Below are 19,436 nucleotides of genomic sequence, written 5' to 3'. Positions count from 1 at the left end.
CGGTTTAGCTACAGGTCGAGCTCTCGAGAAGGGCGGCAAAATCCGCGGCCGGCATCGGACGGGCGAGCAGAAATCCCTGGACTGCATTGCAGCCCGCATTCCGCAGATAACTACGCTGCAGTTCGGTTTCGACACCTTCAGCGACGACGTTCAGACGCAGGCTGCCCGCCAGACTCAGGATTGCACTGACGATTGCTTCCCCGTCATCGCTGCGGCCGATCTCGGCAACGAAGGAACGGTCTATCTTCAGCGTGTGGATCGGAAAGCGGCGCAGATAGGCGAGCGACGAGTAGCCGGTGCCGAAATCATCGATCGCAAGGTGGACGCCCAGCTCCTGCAGGGCGAACAAGGTGCCGGTCGACGCCCGGTCGTCGTGCATCACCACGGTTTCCGTCATCTCGAGTTCGAGCAACTCCGCTGGAAGTCCGGTCCGCTCGAGTACTTCGTTGACTTGTGAAAGGAAATCGCTTTGGCGGAACTGAAGAGATGAGATGTTGACCGCCGCATGAATCCTGCGGTCGAAGCGCTGCTGCCATTCCTTCATCTGCCGGCAGGCTTCTTCCAGCACCCAGTTGCCCAGCGGAACGATGAGGCCGCTTTCTTCTGCGATTGGAATGAACCTCCCGGGCGGAACCAGGCCGAGATCGGGATGTTGCCAGCGCAACAATGCTTCGGCGCCGATCAGGCGACCGGTCGAAAGATCGAACTGCGGTTGCCAGTGAAGCAGCATCTCGTTGTTGGCAAGACTGCGGCGGAGGCTGCTCTCGTAGGCCAGGCGCTCGAACGCACTGGTGTTCAGATCGTCCGTATAGAACTGATAGCTGTTCCGGCCGTTGCGCTTTGCCTGGTACATGGCAGCCTCGGCGTTGCGGATGAGGATGTCGAGATCGACGCCGTCGTCGGGAAAGAGTGCGATGCCCATGCTGGGGCTGATGGTGAGTTCGCGTCCGCCAAGTCCGAACGGGCGAGCAAAGGTGTCTCGCACGAGTTCGGCGAGGCCGGCGGGATCGGAGCTGCCGCCCACGTGAGGGGCGAGGACAAGGAATTCGTCGCCGCCATGGCGTGCCACGACGACGTCTTCTGGCAGCGCATCGCAGATTCGCTTTGCTACATCGCGCAGAAGCTCGTCGCCCATCGATCGACCGAGTGCGTCATTGACCTTCTTGAAATGGTCAAGATCGACCAGCATCAGTATCAACTGCTGCCGCATCCTGCGCGCATGGGCAATGAATTCGGCGTAGAAACTGTCCAGCAGTTGGCGGTTGGGCAGGCCGGTGAGCTTGTCGTAGTTCGCAAGATATTCGAGGCGTGCATCGGTACGTTTTTTCTCGGTCATGTCGCTGAACATCGCGACATAGTGCAGCGTCTCCCCGCGCAGGTTTGCAATTCGGCTGATACTCAGCCATTCGGGGTAGATATCGCCGTTCTTGCGTCGATTCCAGATTTCCCCTTGCCAGGCATCCTCCTTGATGAGAGTCGCCCACATCTGCCTGTAGAACTCTGCGTCCTGGCGTCCCGAACTCAGTATCGATGGGCTCTTGCCCAAGACTTCGTGCTTCTGATAGCCGGTAATCCTCGAGAAGGCCGTGTTCGCGGCGACGATCAGATTGTTCGCGTCGGTGATCAGGATAGCCTGGTTGCTGGCGTCGAAAATCTCGCTCGAGAGCTTGAGGCGCAGACCGTCGTTCGGTGTGGGCGGAAGTTCATGGGCGATCAGCAGGTGAGTCACGCCGCCGCCTGCGTCGACCGCACTCGAGAATACCTCCGCCTGGAACAGTGTTCCGTCCTTGCGGCGATGTCGCCATACGCCTTCCACGGCATGGCTGCGTGCCGTATCTGCCCCGGGTCCCGAGTTCGGACGGAGATCATTGAGTGACAGTTGCCGGAACTCCTCGAGGCTGTAGCCGTAGGCGGCTTCGGCCGCGAGATTCGCCTCGACGATGCGCCAGTCGTCACGGGAGCAAAGCAGTGTCGGTAGCGGGCTGTGTTCGAAAATGATGCGGTAGTGTCCGTCGTCTGACCTGGATTGGGTGCGTGCCGCATCGTTATGCCCGCCGAAGATCAGGATTTCCCAGCCGTCCTGCGGCCCGGGAAGGCGCCGAAGGGTGCGCTCCTCGAGCCTGAGGCTTGCTGCGGAATAGCCGACCAGTGACCCCTTGCCGCGGCTTAGTGCTGCTTGCGCTGCTGCATTTGCCGCGCTGATCCGGCCGAGTTGGTCGACGACAAGTACCGGTTGTTGAACCGCTGCCGCCAAACGCGGCCATATGTTGTCACGCGGTGGCGCTTCGACCAACGGGTCGGGTAGCGCGGCAAGGTCGGGGCTCAGGACCAGCGCATGGACGCCGGGGCGAACCCGCGCGGCGGCCAGGCATCTCAGCCGACGACGCTCGCCGCCCGGCATGCCCAGAAGCAGGGACCCCCGGGAGGCACCCTCGACGAAAAGTGCGGCGCGCGCCGAGATGAAGGCTGCCTCGCTCGGAAACAGGTCGGCCAGCGGTTTTCCGACAAGCTGAGGATAACTGCGTTGCAACAGATCACAGGCTGCGCTGTTTACCTCCAGGATCGTCTCGTCGCTGGTGATGATCAGACCTTCCTCGACAAGCTCGAAGAGGGCAAGGTAAAGCCCTGCCTCAGCCCCGTCCGAGAGATCGGGGACAAGGGGCTCGGACGGCTCGGCGGGCGGTCGGCGGAAGGGCGAGAAATCCATTCGGCAGGGTCTGTGCCTAGTTCGCGATAATGCGAATCTACGCCTGCCAGTCAATCCCCTTCGGCCGATAAAGAGGGTTAAACAAGGTCTATTCCGTTCTGCCTACTTGCGCCCCAGGCCTCCGAGCAGAAAGGCGATCGGGCGTTTGTGGCGATGAGCGCGAGCCGGTTCGTTCGGTTCTGGCGGCACGTTCGGCGTGCCCGCGTTTTCGCCTGCCCTGCCGGCTGGTTCGTAAGGTTTGCTGAAATCGAATCCGTCTGCCGCAATCATGGTGGATTTCGGCGAGCCGCCGCGACGCGCCTCCTGGCGCGCAGGGCGGCGGGATTCGTCGCTTTTCGACGGGCGCGGTGTGTCGGTGGGTGCATCACTGTGGCGGCCGCCACGTTTGCGCTTGTGGCCGGCGTCGAAGAAGTCGGGCTCGGGGTCGTAGCCCGGCACCACCTCCTGCGGAATCTGCAGCTTGACCAGTTTTTCGATCTCGGCAAGACGCCCTTTTTCCTCCGCGCAGACGAACGAGACTGCGTTGCCCTGGCGTCCGGCACGACCGGTACGGCCGATGCGGTGGACGTAGTCCTCTGCCGTGTGGGGAAGTTCGAAATTGATCACATAGGGTAGATCGTCGATGTCGAGGCCGCGGGCCGCAACGTCGGTCGCCACCAGCACCCGTACCTTGCCCGACTTGAAAGCATCCAGTGTGTCGGTGCGCTGTTGCTGGCTCTTGTCGCCATGGATTGAATCGGCTGCGATGCCGTGGCGTTCCAGAAAGTTGGCCAGTCGGCTGCAGGCGAACTTGGTGTCGACGAACACCAGCACTTGGTCCTCGGGTTGGTGACGCAGCAGGTGGGCAAGCAGATTGCGTTTCAATCCACTGGCGACCGGGTGGACCCGATGGGTGATGGCTTCCGAGACCATGTTGCGGCGCGCGACCTCGATCAGTTGCGGATTCTTGAGCATCTGATCGGCGAGTTTCTTGATCTCGTCCGAGAAGGTGGCCGAAAAAAGGAGGCTCTGCCGTTTTGCGGGAAGCAGCGAGAGAATGCGCCGGATGTCCGGAATGAAACCCATGTCGAGCATACGGTCGGCTTCATCGAGCACCAGCATATCCACCTGACCGAGATTGATGGTCTTCTGCTGCACGTGGTCCAGCAGGCGGCCGGGTGTTGCGATCACGATTTCAATGCCCCGGCGCAATTCCTGGATCTGCGCGTTCATGTCGACGCCACCGTAGATGCAGGTCGAACGCAGGGGCAGGTACTTGCTGTAGGTCTGCACCGCTTCGTGCACTTGCATCGCAAGCTCGCGAGTTGGGGCGAGGATAAGGGCCCGCACGGGATGACGCGCAGGCGATGTGCTCGCAGTCGCCAGCGGGGCCAGCCGGTTGAGTAGCGGGAGTGTGAAACCAGCCGTCTTTCCGGTACCCGTCTGGGCGCCGCCCATGACGTCGCTACCTTGCAGGATGATCGGTATGGCTTGTCGCTGAATTGGGGTCGGTTCCGTGTAACCGGCTTCCGCCACCGCACGTTGAACTTCGGGAATGAGCCCGAGGTCGGCAAATTTCATTGGGTTTTTCGCTCCGGAATCGGCCCGGTGCCACCACGGCACTGCCGGCGGGGTCGCGATTCGATACTTTTCATGTTGCGCCAAGAGGCCATTGCCCGATGAGAGGGCATGCAGGCGCCAACCGGCCGGGCGGATGCAGTGGACAATCGCCGGGATTATACACGCAGGGGGGCGATCTCCACGGTACAAGCGGGTCCGTCAGCGAATCGCTTCAAGGAATCCGGTGATCTCCTCGCGGTCATGGTAGAGCTGTTTGAGGCGGAGGCGGTATGAAAGTGCAGCTTTGGCAAAGCGTTGGCCGATCAGTTCGCGACAACGTCCGATTTCTTCGTGGCGCCGCTTCATCGGCAGTTTGAGATTGAAGATCGCGTGACGGCAGCGCCCGGAGGCCACCCAGTCGGCTACCAGTGCGGCGATTCTCGAGGGTTGCTCGACCATGTCGCAGACCATCCACTCGACCGCGCTCGGGGGACGCCATTTGAACCCGTCGGCGCGAACATGCGTGACCATCTCGGTTTTCATCACCGATGCAGCCATCGGTCCGTTGTCCACCGCCGTTACGCGCAGTCCGCGCCATGCCAGTTGCCAAGTCCAGCCCCCCGGGGCAGCGCCCAGGTCCACTGCCCGCTGTCCCGGCCGCAGCCGCTGTTCGAGCTCCGTATCGCTAAGCAGCGTCACGAAGGCCTCCGCGAGCTTCTGCGTTGATCGGCTGGGTGCATCCTTGGGCATTCGCAGGCGCGGAATTCCCGATGGCCATGGTGATCGATTGTCTGCCGAATTGATACCCAGAAAGGCTTTTCCCTGGCCGATGAACAGGATGGCAAGGTTGGGCAGATGGACCCTCTTCGGTCTTAGCACGTTGGCCTTTTCGGCGGCCCGACCGAGAGGCGCCGAGAGTCGGCGGCAGAATCCGGAGAGTGGCTTCGTCGCGTCGGAGTCGGGCGTCTCGATGGTGATGCTCGAGAAACGGGACGGGGCGCACCGTGCCAGCTCGATAATTGGAGAAACCCGGTCATCATCGGGCATGTGCGATGCGGTACCGAAACGGAATCCGAGCTGGCGGGCAAAGATCAGCTCGGCGAGGCGAATGTTCCGATTGATGGTTTCGAAGCTGCATTCCTCATCGAGGTTCAGCACAACGAAGCCGCTCTCCGCGGTCGTCGTTACGTATCCCGCATGGCCGCGAATCAATGCATACTCGGTGAGTTCGGCCGCCGCGTCCTTTTCGAAGCCGGGGCGGCAACAGATCACGATGCCCGTGATTGCGCGCGGAGTGGAGCTGCTGGAGTCCATTAGAATTGAATGATGGGTTGTATAGGTGAATTCGACGGCCGTCGGGGTTCTTCGCGACGTTGGCCGGCGCAGGAAGGATAAGCGGTCCGGCGGCATTTTGCCGCGATCGACAGCGGTCCGAAACGGTGGAGCATTCTGGGTTATGGATTATCGTCAGTTGGGCAGATCCGGGCCGAACGTTTCGGCAGTTTGCCTTGGAACCATGACTTTCGGCGAGCAGAACAGCGAAACCGAGGCGCATTCCCTGCTCGACATGGCGTTTGAGCGCGGCATCAATTTCATTGACACCGCCGAAATGTATCCGGTCCCTGCACGAGAGCAGACCAGCGGAGCGAGTGAGTCGATCGTCGGAAACTGGCTGAAGAGAAAGCCCCGCGAGAGCGTTGTGCTCGCGACGAAGGCCGCCGGCCCATCACGTAATCTGACCTGGATTCGTGGAGGACCGCTCGCGCTTGATGCAGCCAACCTGCGCGCCGCGATTGAGGCAAGCCTGCGTCGGCTTGGCACCGACTATGTCGATCTCTATCAGTTGCACTGGCCGGAGCGTAATCAGCCGTTGTTCGGGCAATGGCAGTATGACCCGGCGCGCGAACGCCCGGGTACTAGCATCAAGGCGCAGCTCGAGGCGCTCGCGGAGCTGGTCGCCGAGGGCAAGGTTCGCGCCATTGGCCTTTCCAACGAACATCCTTGGGGAATCTCGGAGTTCCTGCGCCTGGCCGACGAGTTCGCCCTGCCTCGTGTCGTGTCCGTGCAGAATGCGTACAGCCTGCTAAACCGAGTATACGAGTTCGGTATTGCCGAGCTGTGCCATCGTGAAGATGTGTGCCTGCTGGCTTATTCCCCTCTCGCTTTCGGACATCTGTCTGCAAAATACCGGGACCACCCGGATGCGGTCGGTCGAATCAACCGGTTCAAGGGGTTTGGCGCCCGATACACCAAGCCCAATGTCGGCGAAGCGGTCGAGGCCTACGCGGCGCTTGCCAGATGCTGCGGTGTGTCGCCGGCCACACTCGCGCTGGCATTTGTGTACAGACGCTGGTTCGTGGGCAGTACGATCATCGGTGCCACGGACCGCGCCCAGCTCGCTGAGAATCTTGCAGCTTGGGATTGGATACCGGACGCCGAGGTGATTGATGAGATCGAGCAGATCCATCTGCGCTTTCCGAACCCGGCCCCGTGAGAAAGGTATGCGAACGACTTTTGGAGACTGTCCGGAGTGAAGGAAATAGTCGCCGCATCGGATTTGAGGCCGGGGCTGTTTGTATGCGAGCTTGACCGCCCGTGGCTGGATTCGCCTTTCCTCATGCAGGGGTTCCTGATAGAGGACGATGAGGTTCTGGCCCAGCTGCAGTCGCTGTGCCGCTTCGTGTATGTGGACCGGACGCGTTCGGTGGGCGAGCATTTCAGGGCCCCCGACGCCGAGGATGTCAGTTCCCGCGTCGGACGAAGCGTGCGAAGCGCGATCCTCAGCGAGGACGATACAAGTAGTGGCAGCAACGAGGGTGGTCTGCCGGATTTCCTTGAGATCATGCGGTTGATTCGATCGGGCCGCCTGGAGGGGCTGCCATCGATCACCGATGCGCCGCTTCGGGCAGGCGAGGCCAGGCATCTTGGCTTGGCTGAAGGCGATGCGTTCGGCACCCCGAAATTCACCGCGCGGGATGTCGGAACGGCTCCCGTCACAGGCGGGCTTGAGCGTATCCTGAATCCGCTTCGCGGGCTCTTTGGCCGTTCGAGCACGCGGCGACTGGGAGAGCCGGACAACCTTGGCGAGCTGACCGACGACGTTGTCCGGCGGAACCCGTTGCGCGAAGCGGAGACAACTCCGGTGGAGCACGAGCTGCTGCGGGTCGTGCCGTCGTTCGCACGTACCCAAGTCGTGCTTGAGCAGGTCATCGAGGATGTCCGCGGCAACTTGAACCCCGATCTCGGCAAGCTGCGCGAGGGGGTCGAAGACATGGTGCGCAGTGTTGCGCGAAATCCGGACGCGTTGTTGTGGCTGACGCGCCTCAAGCGCACCGACCAATATACCTATGATCATGCGCTGGACGTTTCGGTGCATATGATGATTTTCGCCCGCAGCCTTGGTCTTGGCGAGGAGACAACGGCTGCGCTCGGCATTGCGGGCCTTATGCAGGATGTCGGGAAGATCCGCTTGCCACAGCGCCTCTTGCAGAAATCGGCCCGACTCACGCCCCTGGAATACGAGATATTCAAGACGCATGTCGATTTTTCGCTGGCGATCGTGAAGGAGAGTGCCGGCTGCACCGAGCTCATCCTGCAAATCGTGCGTCGCCATCATGAACGTATCGATGGATCGGGCTATCCCGAGGGCTTGCGTGCGGATGCGATTGGCATGAATGCCGAAATATCCGGTCTGGTGGATAGTTACTGTGCGATGACCAGGGAGCGTGGCTATGGTGAGTTGTACACCTCGCAGCAAGCGCTCGAGCAGCTGATCAGCATGCGGGATCGGGTCTTTCGCGATACGTTGGTCGATCAGTTCGTCCAATGCATCGGGATCTACCCGGTCGGTTCGCTGGTCGAGCTGAACAGTGGTGAGGTTGCCGTCGTGATCGGGCAGAATCGGGTTCGCCGCCTCAAGCCGAGGGTCATGGTGCTGCTCGGGCCCGACAAGAGTCCCAATGCGCATCCACCGATTCTCGATCTGCTCTACGATCCGCCCGCCCCGGACGGCGAGCCCTATGCCGTGGTCAGAGCTTTGCCGCCTAACGCCTATGGCATAGATCCGCAGGAGTTCTACCTTTCATGAACTCTGTTGCGTCGACGATGCAGGAGGAAATCGACCGTTTCGACGAGGCGGCGCTCAGTGCCTTGCGCGAACGTTTCGGGATCGATGCGGCTGAGCTCGCAGCGATCCGCGCATTCTCCAAAGTTGTTGATCACAAGGAGCTGGCTGCCGAATTCGCAGTCATGATGGCGGCGCGCAGCAGCCATTCGGTGGTGTCGGAGGCCTCTGCAGAAAGCGAGGCGCTGTTTTGTGCCGAGCTGCTGCACGCGGAAGCCTGGGGGGCGGACTCCGGGTGGATAAACAGGCTGATGCGATTGTGGCTGGCGTGTTGCGAGGCCGGAACGGATGTCGGTTTCGTGCTTGAAGCCTGCGCTGCGACGCTTGCGGCTGCCGGGCGCCGGCTGGTTGGGGAAAGGGCGGTGGTCTACCAGCTCGAGGTGGACATCCTGTTTGCGCTCGAACGTTTGATGCTCGGTGTTGCTGCAGTATTGACGGCGTCCGCGGTGCACCGCGAACAGGCGCTCCGTGCGCGTCTTGAAGAAATCGATGAAGTGACCGGATTGCCCAACCGCCGCCGCTTCATGCGCCTGCTCGGCAGTTGGCTCGGTACCGCTCCGGAGAGTGCGCGCATCGGGCTGGTTGTCCTGACCCTCGAATGGGGCGTGGCGGTACAACATCTGCCGTTGCCTGATCAGGATCGTTTGCGCCTGCTCATCGCCGATGCACTGCGTGACGTGGTCAGACCTGGAGATTTGCTCTGTGCGACTGCCGACAGCGAATGGTCGCTGCTGATGCCGGGTTTGCGCAGCCCCGCTCAGGTTCGACTGGCCGCCAACCGCCTGGTGGAAGTGTGTGAATCCCTGCTCGACGGTGAGTTGAGGCAGTTGCGGGGAAGAATTGCCGCTGGCGGCGCGGTAGGTCCGGCGCATGGAGCGGATCCGGAGACGCTGGAGCATGCTGCCAGGGTTGCGCTGGTCGTGGCGCGGCAGACCGGCCGTGGGTTCGAAGACTATCGTGAGGACATCGCCAGCACGGTTCAGGTCTATGTTGATCAGGAACGTGATTTCATCCGGGCACTCCAGCTTCAGCAGTTCGAACTCGTGCTGCAGCCGCAGATCGATCTGCGGACCGGACGTTGCGAGTCGGCCGAGCTGCTCCTTCGCTGGCACCGGGAGTCCGGCGAATCGGTTGCACCGCCGGAAGTCATTCTGCTTGCCGACCGACTCGGTGTACTGCCGCAATTGTCGCGATGGCTTGTCATGCATTCAGTGCGGATGATCAGCGAATTGACCGCGCAGGGCATTCCATTGCGACTTTCGCTGAATCTCACCGCTGCGGATATGCGCGACCAGGAGTTGCCGGACCTGATCGCTCAGGGACTGCAGACCTGGCGCGTAAGCCCCTCGTTATTGACATTGGAGATTACCGAGACCGCGCTTCTGACGGACGAGGTTCGCGTGCGCGAAATCATTGTTCGTCTTCGCGAACTTGGTTGCGATGTCGCGCTGGATGACTTCGGAACAGGTTTTTCGTCGCTCGCGTATCTTCGCAACCTTCCCGTCTCCGAGCTGAAGATCGATCAGCTGTTCGTGCGCAATCTGCATCGATCGGAGCGAGATCGTGCGATCGTCGACGCGGTCATCCGTCTTGGCCATGGTTTCGGACTGAGAGTCGTGGCGGAAGGCGTCGAAGACGAGGAGACGCGCGGGCGCCTGGTGGCTTCCGGGTGCGATCTGCTGCAAGGCTACCTGTTCGCCCGCCCGATGCCGCTTGAAGACTTGATTGGCTGGTATCGCAGTCGTTTTTCCTGAACGCGCGTTTCAATGGGCCGCATCGCGTCGTGTGCGCAGTGTCGACCGACGCTCGCTGGCGGCGCCATCCTTTTCCCCGGACTGCTCTGCGCCATTGCCTTCGGTGCTCGCAGTCTCGGCCTGCTCGTCGGGTGCGGCGTGACGGGTGGGGAGTGTCATGGTGGTTGGAGGGAGCGTCGGAGGAACGACTTCAAGTTTGTTTTCAGTCATGTAGTCGTTCATTGCGCGCCATCCTTCGAATATTGCTGCCTTGTGAGCGCCGGGATTGAGCGCATAGCAGTCTTCCAGGGCGCGGCCCGAGTGGCGACATGCAGCGCCTATCGCCTTGCCTTCCTCGATCGCGGCGGCGGCTTCCTTGGCCGGGTCGGGGATTCCCAGTTGCTCGCACCCCGCAAGTGTGCTCAAGGCAACCAGTGCCGTACATAGCACTTTATTGATCATCTCTTCATGCTCAACTATCACTCGTCCTTGCTGAGTTACGTCGCCAACGGGAAAAACTTGATCTGAGCTTGCAGATGCGGTTCGCCACGTGGTCCCGGCCACACCTATAATTCGCTCTTCGATTCATCAAACATGGAGTGCCATGAGCGCGTCTTGTTCGAAAAAGCTTGTTGGGCGCCTGGCGATTGCCGCGCTGACATGTCTTCTCCTCGCGGGCGCTGCCTCCGGCGCCAGCAAACAGCCCCAGCCTGACAAGGAGCTGGAGCTTGTTCACCACCTGAGTCCAGGCAAGGCCGCACAGTTGCAGCGTTTGGTCGATGCTTACAATGCGGGCGCTCCCGCACAACGGGTCGTATTGAGCGAGCGTGATTGGACCCAGGGCAAGCTTCCGGCAATGCTCTTGCTCGGCGATGAGGAAGAAGAAAGATTTCTTGCCGGAAAGCCGCGTTATCGCTCCCTGTACCGGGTCATGGCCGGCGCCGGCCTGCCTCTGAAGACCTTCAGGCACCAGGCTTTTGTGACGCCGACGCCGGTCGATTCGAGCGGGCGCTTGCTGGCACTTCCCGTGGCGCTTGCGACGCCGGTGATGTATCTCAACAAGCGTGCGCTGAGCGAGATCGGGGTGGATTCCGAGCGGGTGCCGGAGACATGGGACGATCTGCAGGAGGTCCTCGGCCGCCTCATGGACGCGGGGTTCGCGTGCCCTTTCACGTCGGCCGATCCCGACTGGATCCTGATCGATAACACCAGTGCCTGGCACAACGAGCCGACCGTGAGACAGATCGGCAAGAAGGTAACGCTTGCCACCAACGGCATGTTGCAGGTCAAGCACATTGCAAAGATGGCAAGCTGGTATCGGGCCCGCTATCTGCAGCTTTTCGAGGGGGAGGGTGAGGCTGAGCGACGCTTCGCCAGTGGAGAGTGCGCGGTGCTCACCGCGTCGTCTTCGGCCTACGCCGACTTTCGGGGCAAAACGGCCTTCGATATCGTCGTTGCGCGCCTGCCGTACCATGAGGGTTACCCGGGGGCACCGCAAAACACGCTCGCCGATGGTCCATCCCTGTGGGTGGCTGAGGGGCTCTCCAAGCAGGATTATCGTGGCGTGGCGAAGCTCGTGAACTACTGGCTCAGCCCGGAGGCTCAGGTGAGCTGGCAGCGTGATACGGGATATCTCCCCCTCAATCGTGCCGGTCTTCTTGCATCGGGCAGCGAACTCTTGCAACCCGAGATGGCAAGCATCGGTGTCGCGGTGAGCCAGCTTACCAACAGACCGGTCACGGCGAACTCCAGTGCCTCCGCGTTCCCGCGCAGCCTGGCCGTGCGTACGATTCTTTCCGAAGAGCTGCGGGGGGTCTGGGCTGACAGCAAGGCCGCCAAGCAGGCGCTGGATAATGCCGTCGTTCGTTCAGGTGGCAGCTGTTCGGGCTGTTAGCGGAGTTGCGGGCACGTCATGAGAGCCGATTGGCGCTGGCCTTCCGTTTTTGCCCATCGGGGCGGTGGTGCGCTCGCGCCCGAAAATACACTTGCAGGCATACGCCTGGCGGCGGCGATCGGTTGCGCCGCTGTCGAGTTCGACGTCATGCTGTCCGCGGACTCGGTGCCGGTCCTGATTCATGATGACACGGTTGATCGGACGACCAACGGCTGTGGCAGGGTGTCCACCCTGAACGCTGCCCAGCTTTTTCGGCTTGATGCCGGCTGCGTACGTCACCCAGCCTTTTCCGGCGAGCCATTGCCCGCGTTCGAAGCCGCGGCGCGATTGTGCATCGCCCTGGGGCTGGCTGCCAACGTCGAGATCAAGCCGGCGCCGGGCCACGAAGCCGTGACAGGCCAAGTCGTTGCGGAGATGGTGGCCCGACTGTGGTCCGAAGACGTGAAGGCGCCACTGCTCTCGTCTTTTTCCGAAACTGCATTGATTGCCGCCCGAAGTGCTGTGCCCGATCTTTCGCTCGGCCTGCTGGTCGAGCGGATTCCTGAGGACGCGGTGGCTCGGTGCCGAAGACTGGGTTGCATCTCGCTGCATGCCGATGCGAGCGAGTGGACCGAGGCTCAGATCCGCGAGACGAAGGCCGCTGGGCTGTTCGTGCTGGGTTACACGGAGAACGACCCCGTGCAGGCTGAACAGTGGTGGGCAGCGGGCGCGGATGCGCTCGTGACCGACCGGCCTGATGTACTCAAGGCGCCTAAACTGAGCGCGCCTTGACGCGGCTCGTGCGGCGCCCCTACCATCGCGGTTTTCCTTCCTTCCCCGCGCCGTGTCCCTAGCACAGCTATACTCTCCGATCGACGCCGACATGAAGGCTGTCGACGCGGTCATCCGCCAACGTCTGCATTCAGACGTTGTTCTTATCCGACAGGTTGCCGAGTACATCATTCACAGTGGTGGCAAACGGCTGAGGCCGGCTCTGGCATTGTTTTCGGCAGGCGCTTTCGGTTACCAAGGAACGCATCATCACGAGCTTGCGGCGGTCATCGAGTTCATCCACACCGCCACGCTCCTTCATGACGATGTGGTGGACGAATCTGATTTGCGCAGAGGCAACAAGACCGCCAACGCACTATTTGGTAACGCCGCGTCGGTGCTTGTAGGGGATTTTCTCTATTCACGTGCCTTCCAGATGATGGTCGGTGTCGGCGAGATGCGGGTGATGCAGGTGTTGGCCGACGCGACCAACACCATTGCTGAAGGCGAAGTACTGCAATTGCTGAACTGTCATGACGCGGATCTGGCGGTTGATGATTATCTGCAGGTCATTCGTTTCAAGACGGCGAAGCTGTTTGAGGCTGCCACACGTCTCGGTGCAATCCTTGGTGGTGCCACGCCTGAACAGGAGGTAAGCATGGCAGCGTTCGGCATGCACCTCGGGACCGCGTTCCAGCTGATCGACGACGTGCTCGACTACTCTGCCGACGAGGCGGAAACCGGCAAGCACCTCGGTGACGATCTGGCGGAAGGAAAGCCGACGCTGCCACTTATTCATGTGATGAACCATGGAACGAGCGAGCAGGCCGCGGTAGTGAGGCACGCCATCGAAGAAGGGGGTAGGGAGGATTTTGCTGCTGTCCTCGACGCCATAAAGAATTCCGGGGCGCTCGAGGAAACCCGGCGCTATGCGACGGCAGAAGCCAATCTCGCGATCGAAGCGCTGTCGTGTCTTCCCGCTTCCAATTTCAAAAACTCGCTGCTACAATTGTCGGACTTTGCAGTTGCCCGATCTTTCTAGTCGGGCATGCAGCGAACGGGGAATAGCTCAGCCTGGTAGAGCACTGCGTTCGGGACGCAGGGGCCGGAGGTTCGAATCCTCTTTCCCCGACCAATATCCCGACAAAAAAGCCACTCTTCGGAGTGGCTTTTTTGTGTTGCGTGGCATTGGCTGAGGTGCGGCCGGGATGTGACCGGGAGGCGATCCCTACCGCTCTCGATAGCCTTGCCAAGTACGCCTTAGACGCCTGGGCCTGATCGGGGCGGGCGACAATGTGGTTGCACTGCAATAAAAGACCGCATGTTCTACCCGCTCTTGTATTGACCCGGGCCAAAATCATCGCCATTCTTCACGGTTGGCGAAGCCAAGGACCTTGTGCTGCTTGAAGATTCCGTCCTGTCGGACAGGGTTGGAGGACCGGCGTGCATGGTCGGTGGCTTGGGTTGCCCCTTCCAGCCTGATGCGCGCTCAGGTTATTCCCTGGCCCGACGCGCTTGGACCGTCGATGAAGCGTGGCCTCTGCGCAACACGACTGCGGTTGGCGGGGGGCCGGCGCCACATAGACCAAATTGACCGTAATGTTTTAGTTATAAAGAGAGCCAGAGCCATGACCGAACGTACCAAGTGCCAGCGACTGCAGGTTGCCAACAATCTGCAACGCTTCATCGATGAAGAAGCTTTGCCGGGGACCGGCCTCGATGTAGCGACTTTCTGGAGCGGCTTCGACAAGCTGGTTCACGACTTGGCACCCAAGAACAAGGCGCTGCTCGCCGAACGGGATCGCTTGCAGAGCGAGCTCGACGCCTGGCACCGGGCGAACCCGGGCCCGATACGGGACATGGCTGCCTATCGAGCCTTCCTCGAGTCGGTCGGCTATCTGCTTCCTACCCCCAAGGACGTCAAGATCAGCACCGCCAACGTCGACGACGAGTTGGCGGTGCAGGCCGGTCCGCAGCTTGTCGTGCCGGTCATGAACGCACGCTACGCGCTCAACGCGGCGAACGCCCGCTGGGGTTCGCTCTATGACGCGCTTTACGGTACCGATGCCATCAGCGATGCCGACGGTGCCGAGCGCGGCAAGGGCTACAACCCTGTGCGAGGCCAGAAGGTCATCGCCTTTGGCCGTGGCGTTCTTGATCAGGCTGCGCCGCTCGCAGGTGCATCCCATGCCGATGCGACCGCCTATTCGGTGAGCAATGGCGCGCTGGTCGTCACGCTCAAGAGCGGTGCCAGCGCCGCGCTGGCCGATGCCGGCAAGTTCGTCGGCTACCAGGGCGATGCGGCGGCGCCGCAAGCGGTTCTGCTCAAGAACAACGGACTGCACATCGAGATCCAGATCGATCGTTCGGGCGCAATCGGTGCTTCGGACGCTGCCGGCGTGAATGACCTGCTGATCGAAGCGGCACTGTCCACCATCATGGACTGCGAAGACTCGGTTGCCGCGGTCGACGGTGACGACAAGGTCGTGGTTTATCGCAACTGGCTTGGCCTGATGCAGGGCACGCTCGTCGACACGTTCGAAAAGGGTGGCAAGTCGGTTACCCGTACCCTGAACGCCGATCGCGAATACACCGGCGCTGACGGCAAGCCCGTGATCCTGCACGGTCGCGCGCTGCTGTTCGTGCGCAACGTGGGCCACCTGATGACCAACCCGGCCATTCTCGACGAGGCCGGAAACGAAGTGCCGGAAGGCATCATCGATGCGGTCGTGACCACGCTGATCTCGAGTCGCGACCTTCAGCGCAAGGGCAATTCGCGCCGCGGCAGCATCTATATCGTCAAGCCCAAGATGCATGGCCCGGCCGAGGTCGCGTTCGCGGATGAACTGTTCGGTCGCGTCGAGGATCTGCTCAAGCTGCCGCGCCACACGGTCAAGCTCGGCATCATGGACGAGGAGCGTCGTACCAGCGTCAACCTCAAGGCCTCCATCGCCGCTGCGCCGGCCCGGGTAGCATTCATCAATACCGGCTTCCTCGATCGCACCGGCGACGAGATGCACACCGCCATGGAAGCAGGCCCGATGATGCGCAAGGGCGATATCAAGAACAGCGCCTGGATCCAGGCCTATGAGCGTCGCAACGTGCTCATCGGCCTGGATTGCGGTCTGCGCGGTCGTGCCCAGATCGGCAAGGGCATGTGGGCAATGCCTGACCTCATGGCGGCCATGCTCGAGCAGAAGATCGCTCATCCCAAGGCTGGCGCAAACACGGCCTGGGTTCCGTCCCCGACCGGTGCGACCCTGCACGCCCTGCACTACCATCAGGTCAGTGTGGCTGCGGTGCAGCAGGAGATCGAGAAGCTCGACCTTTCTGCGGAGAGCGAGCGTCTGCTCCCCGACCTGCTCACCATCCCCGTCGTCGAGCGTGCCGAATGGTGCGCGAACGAGCGCCAGCAGGAACTGGACAACAACTGTCAGGGCATTCTCGGCTACGTCGTGCGCTGGGTGGAGCAGGGGGTTGGCTGCTCGAAAGTGCCCGATATCAACAACGTTGGTCTGATGGAAGATCGTGCCACGCTGCGGATTTCCAGCCAGCACATTGCCAACTGGTTGCGTCATGGCGTGGTGAGCCGCGAACAGGTTGAAGAGACGATGCAGCGCATGGCTGCCGTGGTCGACGGCCAGAATGCCGGCGATCCGGCCTACCGGCCGATGGCTTCCAACCTTGCCGACAGTGTCGCCTTCCAGGCGGCCTGCGCGTTGGTGTTCGAGGGCTGCTCCCAACCAAGCGGTTATACCGAACCGTTGTTGCACCGCTATCGCCAGATTGCAAAGGCTCAGGCGTAGGCCTGAAAGGTCGTCTCAGCGCGTAGCGCCGGAGGCGGGCAAAAGACAGGAAATGCCACTTCACGGAGTGGCATTTTTCTTGGCCCTCGGACAAGGGCGTATGCGGACCGCCTGATCTGCCGCCCAAAACCTGGAAGAGGTTGTTTCGTTCCGGTTCAGCGATCAACCCCGAAGACCGCTTCCCATAACGCGATGACGACGCGGCGCTCCTGTTCGACTGCGTTCGCTTCGATGCGCGAGCTGCCGGTGTCCAACCTCAGCCGGTGCTGATGGCGACGGAAGCTGCGATAGCTTTCAGCTGCGCCTTCGGCGAGTTCGGCCGGAATCAGACCGAGCCTTGCCGCGATGCCTAGCAGCGCGATATTGCCCAGATTCCCGCAGAGCTCCGCGTGTTCATGCGCGTGACGCAGCACCAGGTACTGGACGATGAACTCGACGTCGATCAGGCCGCCCTTGTCCTGCTTGAGATCGAACCGGTCGCTCTTGCCGCCGTGGTTCTCGTACATCTTCCGGCGCATCTCGATCACTTCGCTTGCCAGCTTCGAAGCGTCGCGAGCCTGCCGCAGCACTTCGATGCGGATTTCCTCGAAGCGTTCGCCAATCGACCGATCCCCGGCAGTGAAGCGGGCGCGAGTCAGGGCCTGATGCTCCCAGGTCCATGCCGATTCGAGCTGGTACTGGCGAAAGGCTTCGACACTCGTGACCAGCAGGCCGGCATCGCCGTTGGGCCGAAGCCGCAGGTCGGTTTCGTAGAGAATGCCGGCCGCGGTCTGACTCGACAGCCAGCTGTTGATACGCTGGGCAAGACGAGAATAGAGCTCCATCGCGTCCGGGTCCGGGTCGTCGAACAGGAACACGATGTCGAGATCGGAGGAGTAGCCGAGTTCCTTGCCGCCGAGCTTGCCGTAGCTGATCACGCTGAACGCGGGCGTTTCGCGGTGGCGCTTGCGGAGCCTGCGCCAGCACATCGGGATCGTGAGCTCGACGATCGTATCGGCCAGCGCGGACAGGTGGTCGGCCAGTGATTCGACGGTGAGATTGCCCGCAATGTCCTGGGTGAGCATGCCGAATACCTGAGTGTGCAGGCGCTCCCTCATCACGTCCATCTGGCGTTCCATGTCCGGTTCGACCCGTTCCAGCTCGGCAGCGAGTTCCGTGCGGAACTCGGACAAATCCGGGGTCTGTCCGAGTTGCCTGGCATCGAGCAGTTCGTCGAGGAGGATGGGATGGCGGGCGAGGTAGGTCGCGGCCCAGCGCGAAGCACTGACGAGTTCGGCAACCCGTTGCAAGGCCTGCGGATACTGCTGCAGCAAGGCGAGGTAGGCGCCGCGGCGGCTGATCGCCTCGATCAGGTCGAGGATTCGCGCCAGCGTCTGGTCCGGGTTTGGCGTCGAGGTCGCGATCGACAGCGCTCGTGGCATGATTCCGTCGAAACGGGCTTTGTGCTGGGCGGGCATCTGCTGATATCGGGCACTGCGCCGAATTTCGGCAAGGCGGCGCGAGGCCGTGTCGGGGTCGGCGTATCCCAGTTTGGTGAGAACGTCGGCGCAACCGGCCTGATCGCCCGCGTCGCTCCAGGCGCCGTCGAGCGCGTGCGCATCTTCGGTAGGGTCTCCGAATACGTGCTCGAAGTTTGCACTCACGATCGTCCGATGCGTGTCCAGGATGCCCATCATCTCGTCGAAGTCCCGATGGCCCATTGCCGCAGCTATGCGCATCTGGTCCTGTTCGTTCTCGGGAAGGCTGTGGGTCTGGGCATCGTCCAGGTACTGGAGTCTGTGTTCGAGTCGCCGCAGGAAGTCGTAGGCCGCGGAGAGCTGGGTAACGGTAGCGCGGTCCAGTATTCCGCGCTCGGGGAGCAATTCGAGTACCTTCAGCGTCGGTTTGACCTGCAGCGCGAGATCGCGCCCGCCGCGGACAAGCTGGAAAACCTGGGCGATGAATTCGATCTCGCGAATTCCTCCAGGCCCGAGCTTGACGTTGTTGGCCATGTCGCGGCGTGCCACTTCCCGGCGGATCTGGGCGTGCAGATCACGCATTGCATTGATCGCACCGAAATCGAGGTACTTGCGGAAAACGAAGGGGCGGGAAATCGACGCGAGTTCGTCAGTGCGCTCGCCCAGCATCGCCCGCGCCTTGATCCACGCATAGCGCTCCCACTCGCGTCCCTGGGTAATGAAATAGTTTTCGAGCATGTCGAAGCTGCATACCAATGGTCCCGAATCCCCGTTCGGACGCAAACGCATGTCTACCCGGAAGACCTGCCCTTCTTCGGTGATCTCGTTCAGGGACTGAATCAACTTCTTGCCAAGACTGGCAAAGAACTCGAAATTGCTGATCGACTTCGGCCCGTCCGTCTCACCGTCTTCGGGGTAGACGAAGATGAAGTCGACGTCCGAGGACACATTGAGCTCTCGCCCGCCCAGCTTTCCCATGCCGATCACGATCATGCGCTGTGTTCGCCCGTCGCTGCCGAGCGGTTCGCCATAACGTCTTGCCAGCTTGGCGTGCAGTAGATCGCATGCCGTTGCCACGGTGAAATCGGCCAGGGTGGTCATCGTCTCGGTGACTTCCGTCAGCGATGCGACACCCGCCAGATCGCGCACCATGACATGGCTGATGACCCACGCACGGAGCCGGCGCAACACGGCGGGAAGACTGGCTTCGTCAAGCCCCTGCCCGGCAACGAACGTCGCCATTGCCGCGGACTCGAGTGGCCCCGCAAGATGGGTTTCGAGTTGCGATGCCAGCCATGGGCGCGCGTTCAGCTGACGTTCGAAAAAGCGTGAAAATTCAGCGGTCTTGCGAATCGCATCGACGTGGGACATGAGATCGGGAGGCATGGTTGAAGGCGCTTCGGTAGAATTGCTCATCGACGCCGCGT

12 protein-coding genes and 1 tRNA gene are annotated in these 19,436 nt (G+C 61.6%); 8 read left to right on the top strand and 5 right to left on the bottom strand.

Annotated features, from left to right (window positions below; genetic code table 11):
• Positions 1-4: 4 nt before the first annotated feature.
• From GQB03_RS19210 to rlmM, 3 genes are all read right to left on the bottom strand, one after another.
• Complete coding sequence (locus GQB03_RS19210; protein WP_159692788.1) at positions 5-2,707, bottom strand: sensor domain-containing protein; 2,703 nt, start codon at positions 2,705-2,707, stop codon at positions 5-7.
• A 102-nt stretch (positions 2,708-2,809) separates the two neighbouring features.
• Entirely contained in the window at positions 2,810-4,267 is a 1,458-nt protein-coding gene (locus GQB03_RS19205; protein WP_159692786.1) for a DEAD/DEAH box helicase, read from the bottom strand.
• Between the two features lie 198 nt (positions 4,268-4,465).
• Positions 4,466-5,560 carry a 23S rRNA (cytidine(2498)-2'-O)-methyltransferase RlmM gene (gene rlmM, locus GQB03_RS19200; protein ID WP_159692784.1) on the bottom strand — a complete coding sequence of 365 codons (1,095 nt, stop codon included), beginning with the start codon at positions 5,558-5,560 and terminating at the stop codon, positions 4,466-4,468.
• A 142-nt stretch (positions 5,561-5,702) separates the two neighbouring features.
• Between rlmM and GQB03_RS19195 the strand changes: the two genes are divergently transcribed.
• The 3 genes from GQB03_RS19195 to GQB03_RS19180 are packed head-to-tail and all read left to right on the top strand — an operon-like array spanning position 5,703 to position 10,123.
• Positions 5,703-6,740, top strand: a complete 1,038-nt coding sequence (locus GQB03_RS19195) for an aldo/keto reductase (RefSeq protein WP_159692782.1) — start codon at positions 5,703-5,705, stop codon at positions 6,738-6,740.
• A gap of 36 nt (positions 6,741-6,776) precedes the next feature.
• Positions 6,777-8,333, top strand: a complete 1,557-nt coding sequence (locus tag GQB03_RS19185; protein WP_235027142.1) for an HD-GYP domain-containing protein — start codon at positions 6,777-6,779, stop codon at positions 8,331-8,333.
• The gene (locus tag GQB03_RS19180; RefSeq protein ID WP_159692780.1) at positions 8,330-10,123 is read left to right on the top strand and encodes a putative bifunctional diguanylate cyclase/phosphodiesterase; all 1,794 of its coding nucleotides are present in this window, start codon (positions 8,330-8,332) and stop codon (positions 10,121-10,123) included. The genes GQB03_RS19185 and GQB03_RS19180 overlap by 4 nt, the downstream gene beginning before the upstream one ends.
• A gap of 9 nt (positions 10,124-10,132) precedes the next feature.
• On the opposite strand, the gene GQB03_RS23330 is transcribed toward GQB03_RS19180, so the two are convergent.
• A complete protein-coding gene (locus GQB03_RS23330) occupies positions 10,133-10,564 on the bottom strand; it encodes a hypothetical protein (protein ID WP_159692778.1) in 432 nt (143 codons plus the stop codon).
• 142 nt (positions 10,565-10,706) lie between these two features.
• Between GQB03_RS23330 and GQB03_RS19170 the strand changes: the two genes are divergently transcribed.
• The 5 genes from GQB03_RS19170 (at position 10,707) to GQB03_RS19150 (ending at position 16,552) form a co-directional block, all read left to right on the top strand.
• Complete coding sequence (locus tag GQB03_RS19170) at positions 10,707-11,996, top strand: extracellular solute-binding protein (RefSeq protein WP_159692776.1); 1,290 nt, start codon at positions 10,707-10,709, stop codon at positions 11,994-11,996.
• A gap of 18 nt (positions 11,997-12,014) precedes the next feature.
• Complete coding sequence (ugpQ, locus tag GQB03_RS19165; RefSeq protein WP_159692774.1) at positions 12,015-12,767, top strand: glycerophosphodiester phosphodiesterase; 753 nt, start codon at positions 12,015-12,017, stop codon at positions 12,765-12,767.
• A gap of 52 nt (positions 12,768-12,819) precedes the next feature.
• A complete protein-coding gene (gene ispB / locus GQB03_RS19160) occupies positions 12,820-13,788 on the top strand; it encodes an octaprenyl diphosphate synthase (RefSeq protein WP_159692772.1) in 969 nt (322 codons plus the stop codon).
• Between the two features lie 16 nt (positions 13,789-13,804).
• Positions 13,805-13,881: transfer RNA gene (locus tag GQB03_RS19155), tRNA-Pro, on the top strand.
• Between the two features lie 493 nt (positions 13,882-14,374).
• Positions 14,375-16,552 carry a malate synthase G gene (locus GQB03_RS19150; RefSeq protein ID WP_159692770.1) on the top strand — a complete coding sequence of 726 codons (2,178 nt, stop codon included), beginning with the start codon at positions 14,375-14,377 and terminating at the stop codon, positions 16,550-16,552.
• Positions 16,553-16,707: 155 nt separating this feature from the next.
• On the opposite strand, the gene glnE is transcribed toward GQB03_RS19150, so the two are convergent.
• Positions 16,708-19,425, bottom strand: a complete 2,718-nt coding sequence (gene glnE, locus GQB03_RS19145) for a bifunctional [glutamate--ammonia ligase]-adenylyl-L-tyrosine phosphorylase/[glutamate--ammonia-ligase] adenylyltransferase (RefSeq protein ID WP_407644551.1) — start codon at positions 19,423-19,425, stop codon at positions 16,708-16,710.
• Between the last annotated feature and the right edge of the window lie 11 nt (positions 19,426-19,436).

It is taken from the genome of Cognatazoarcus halotolerans, assembly GCF_009800965.1.
Classification (GTDB): Bacteria; Pseudomonadota; Gammaproteobacteria; order Burkholderiales; family Rhodocyclaceae; genus Cognatazoarcus; species Cognatazoarcus halotolerans.
Note: the sequence above shows the minus strand (reverse complement) of the source record. Positions and strands in the feature narration are given on the sequence as shown.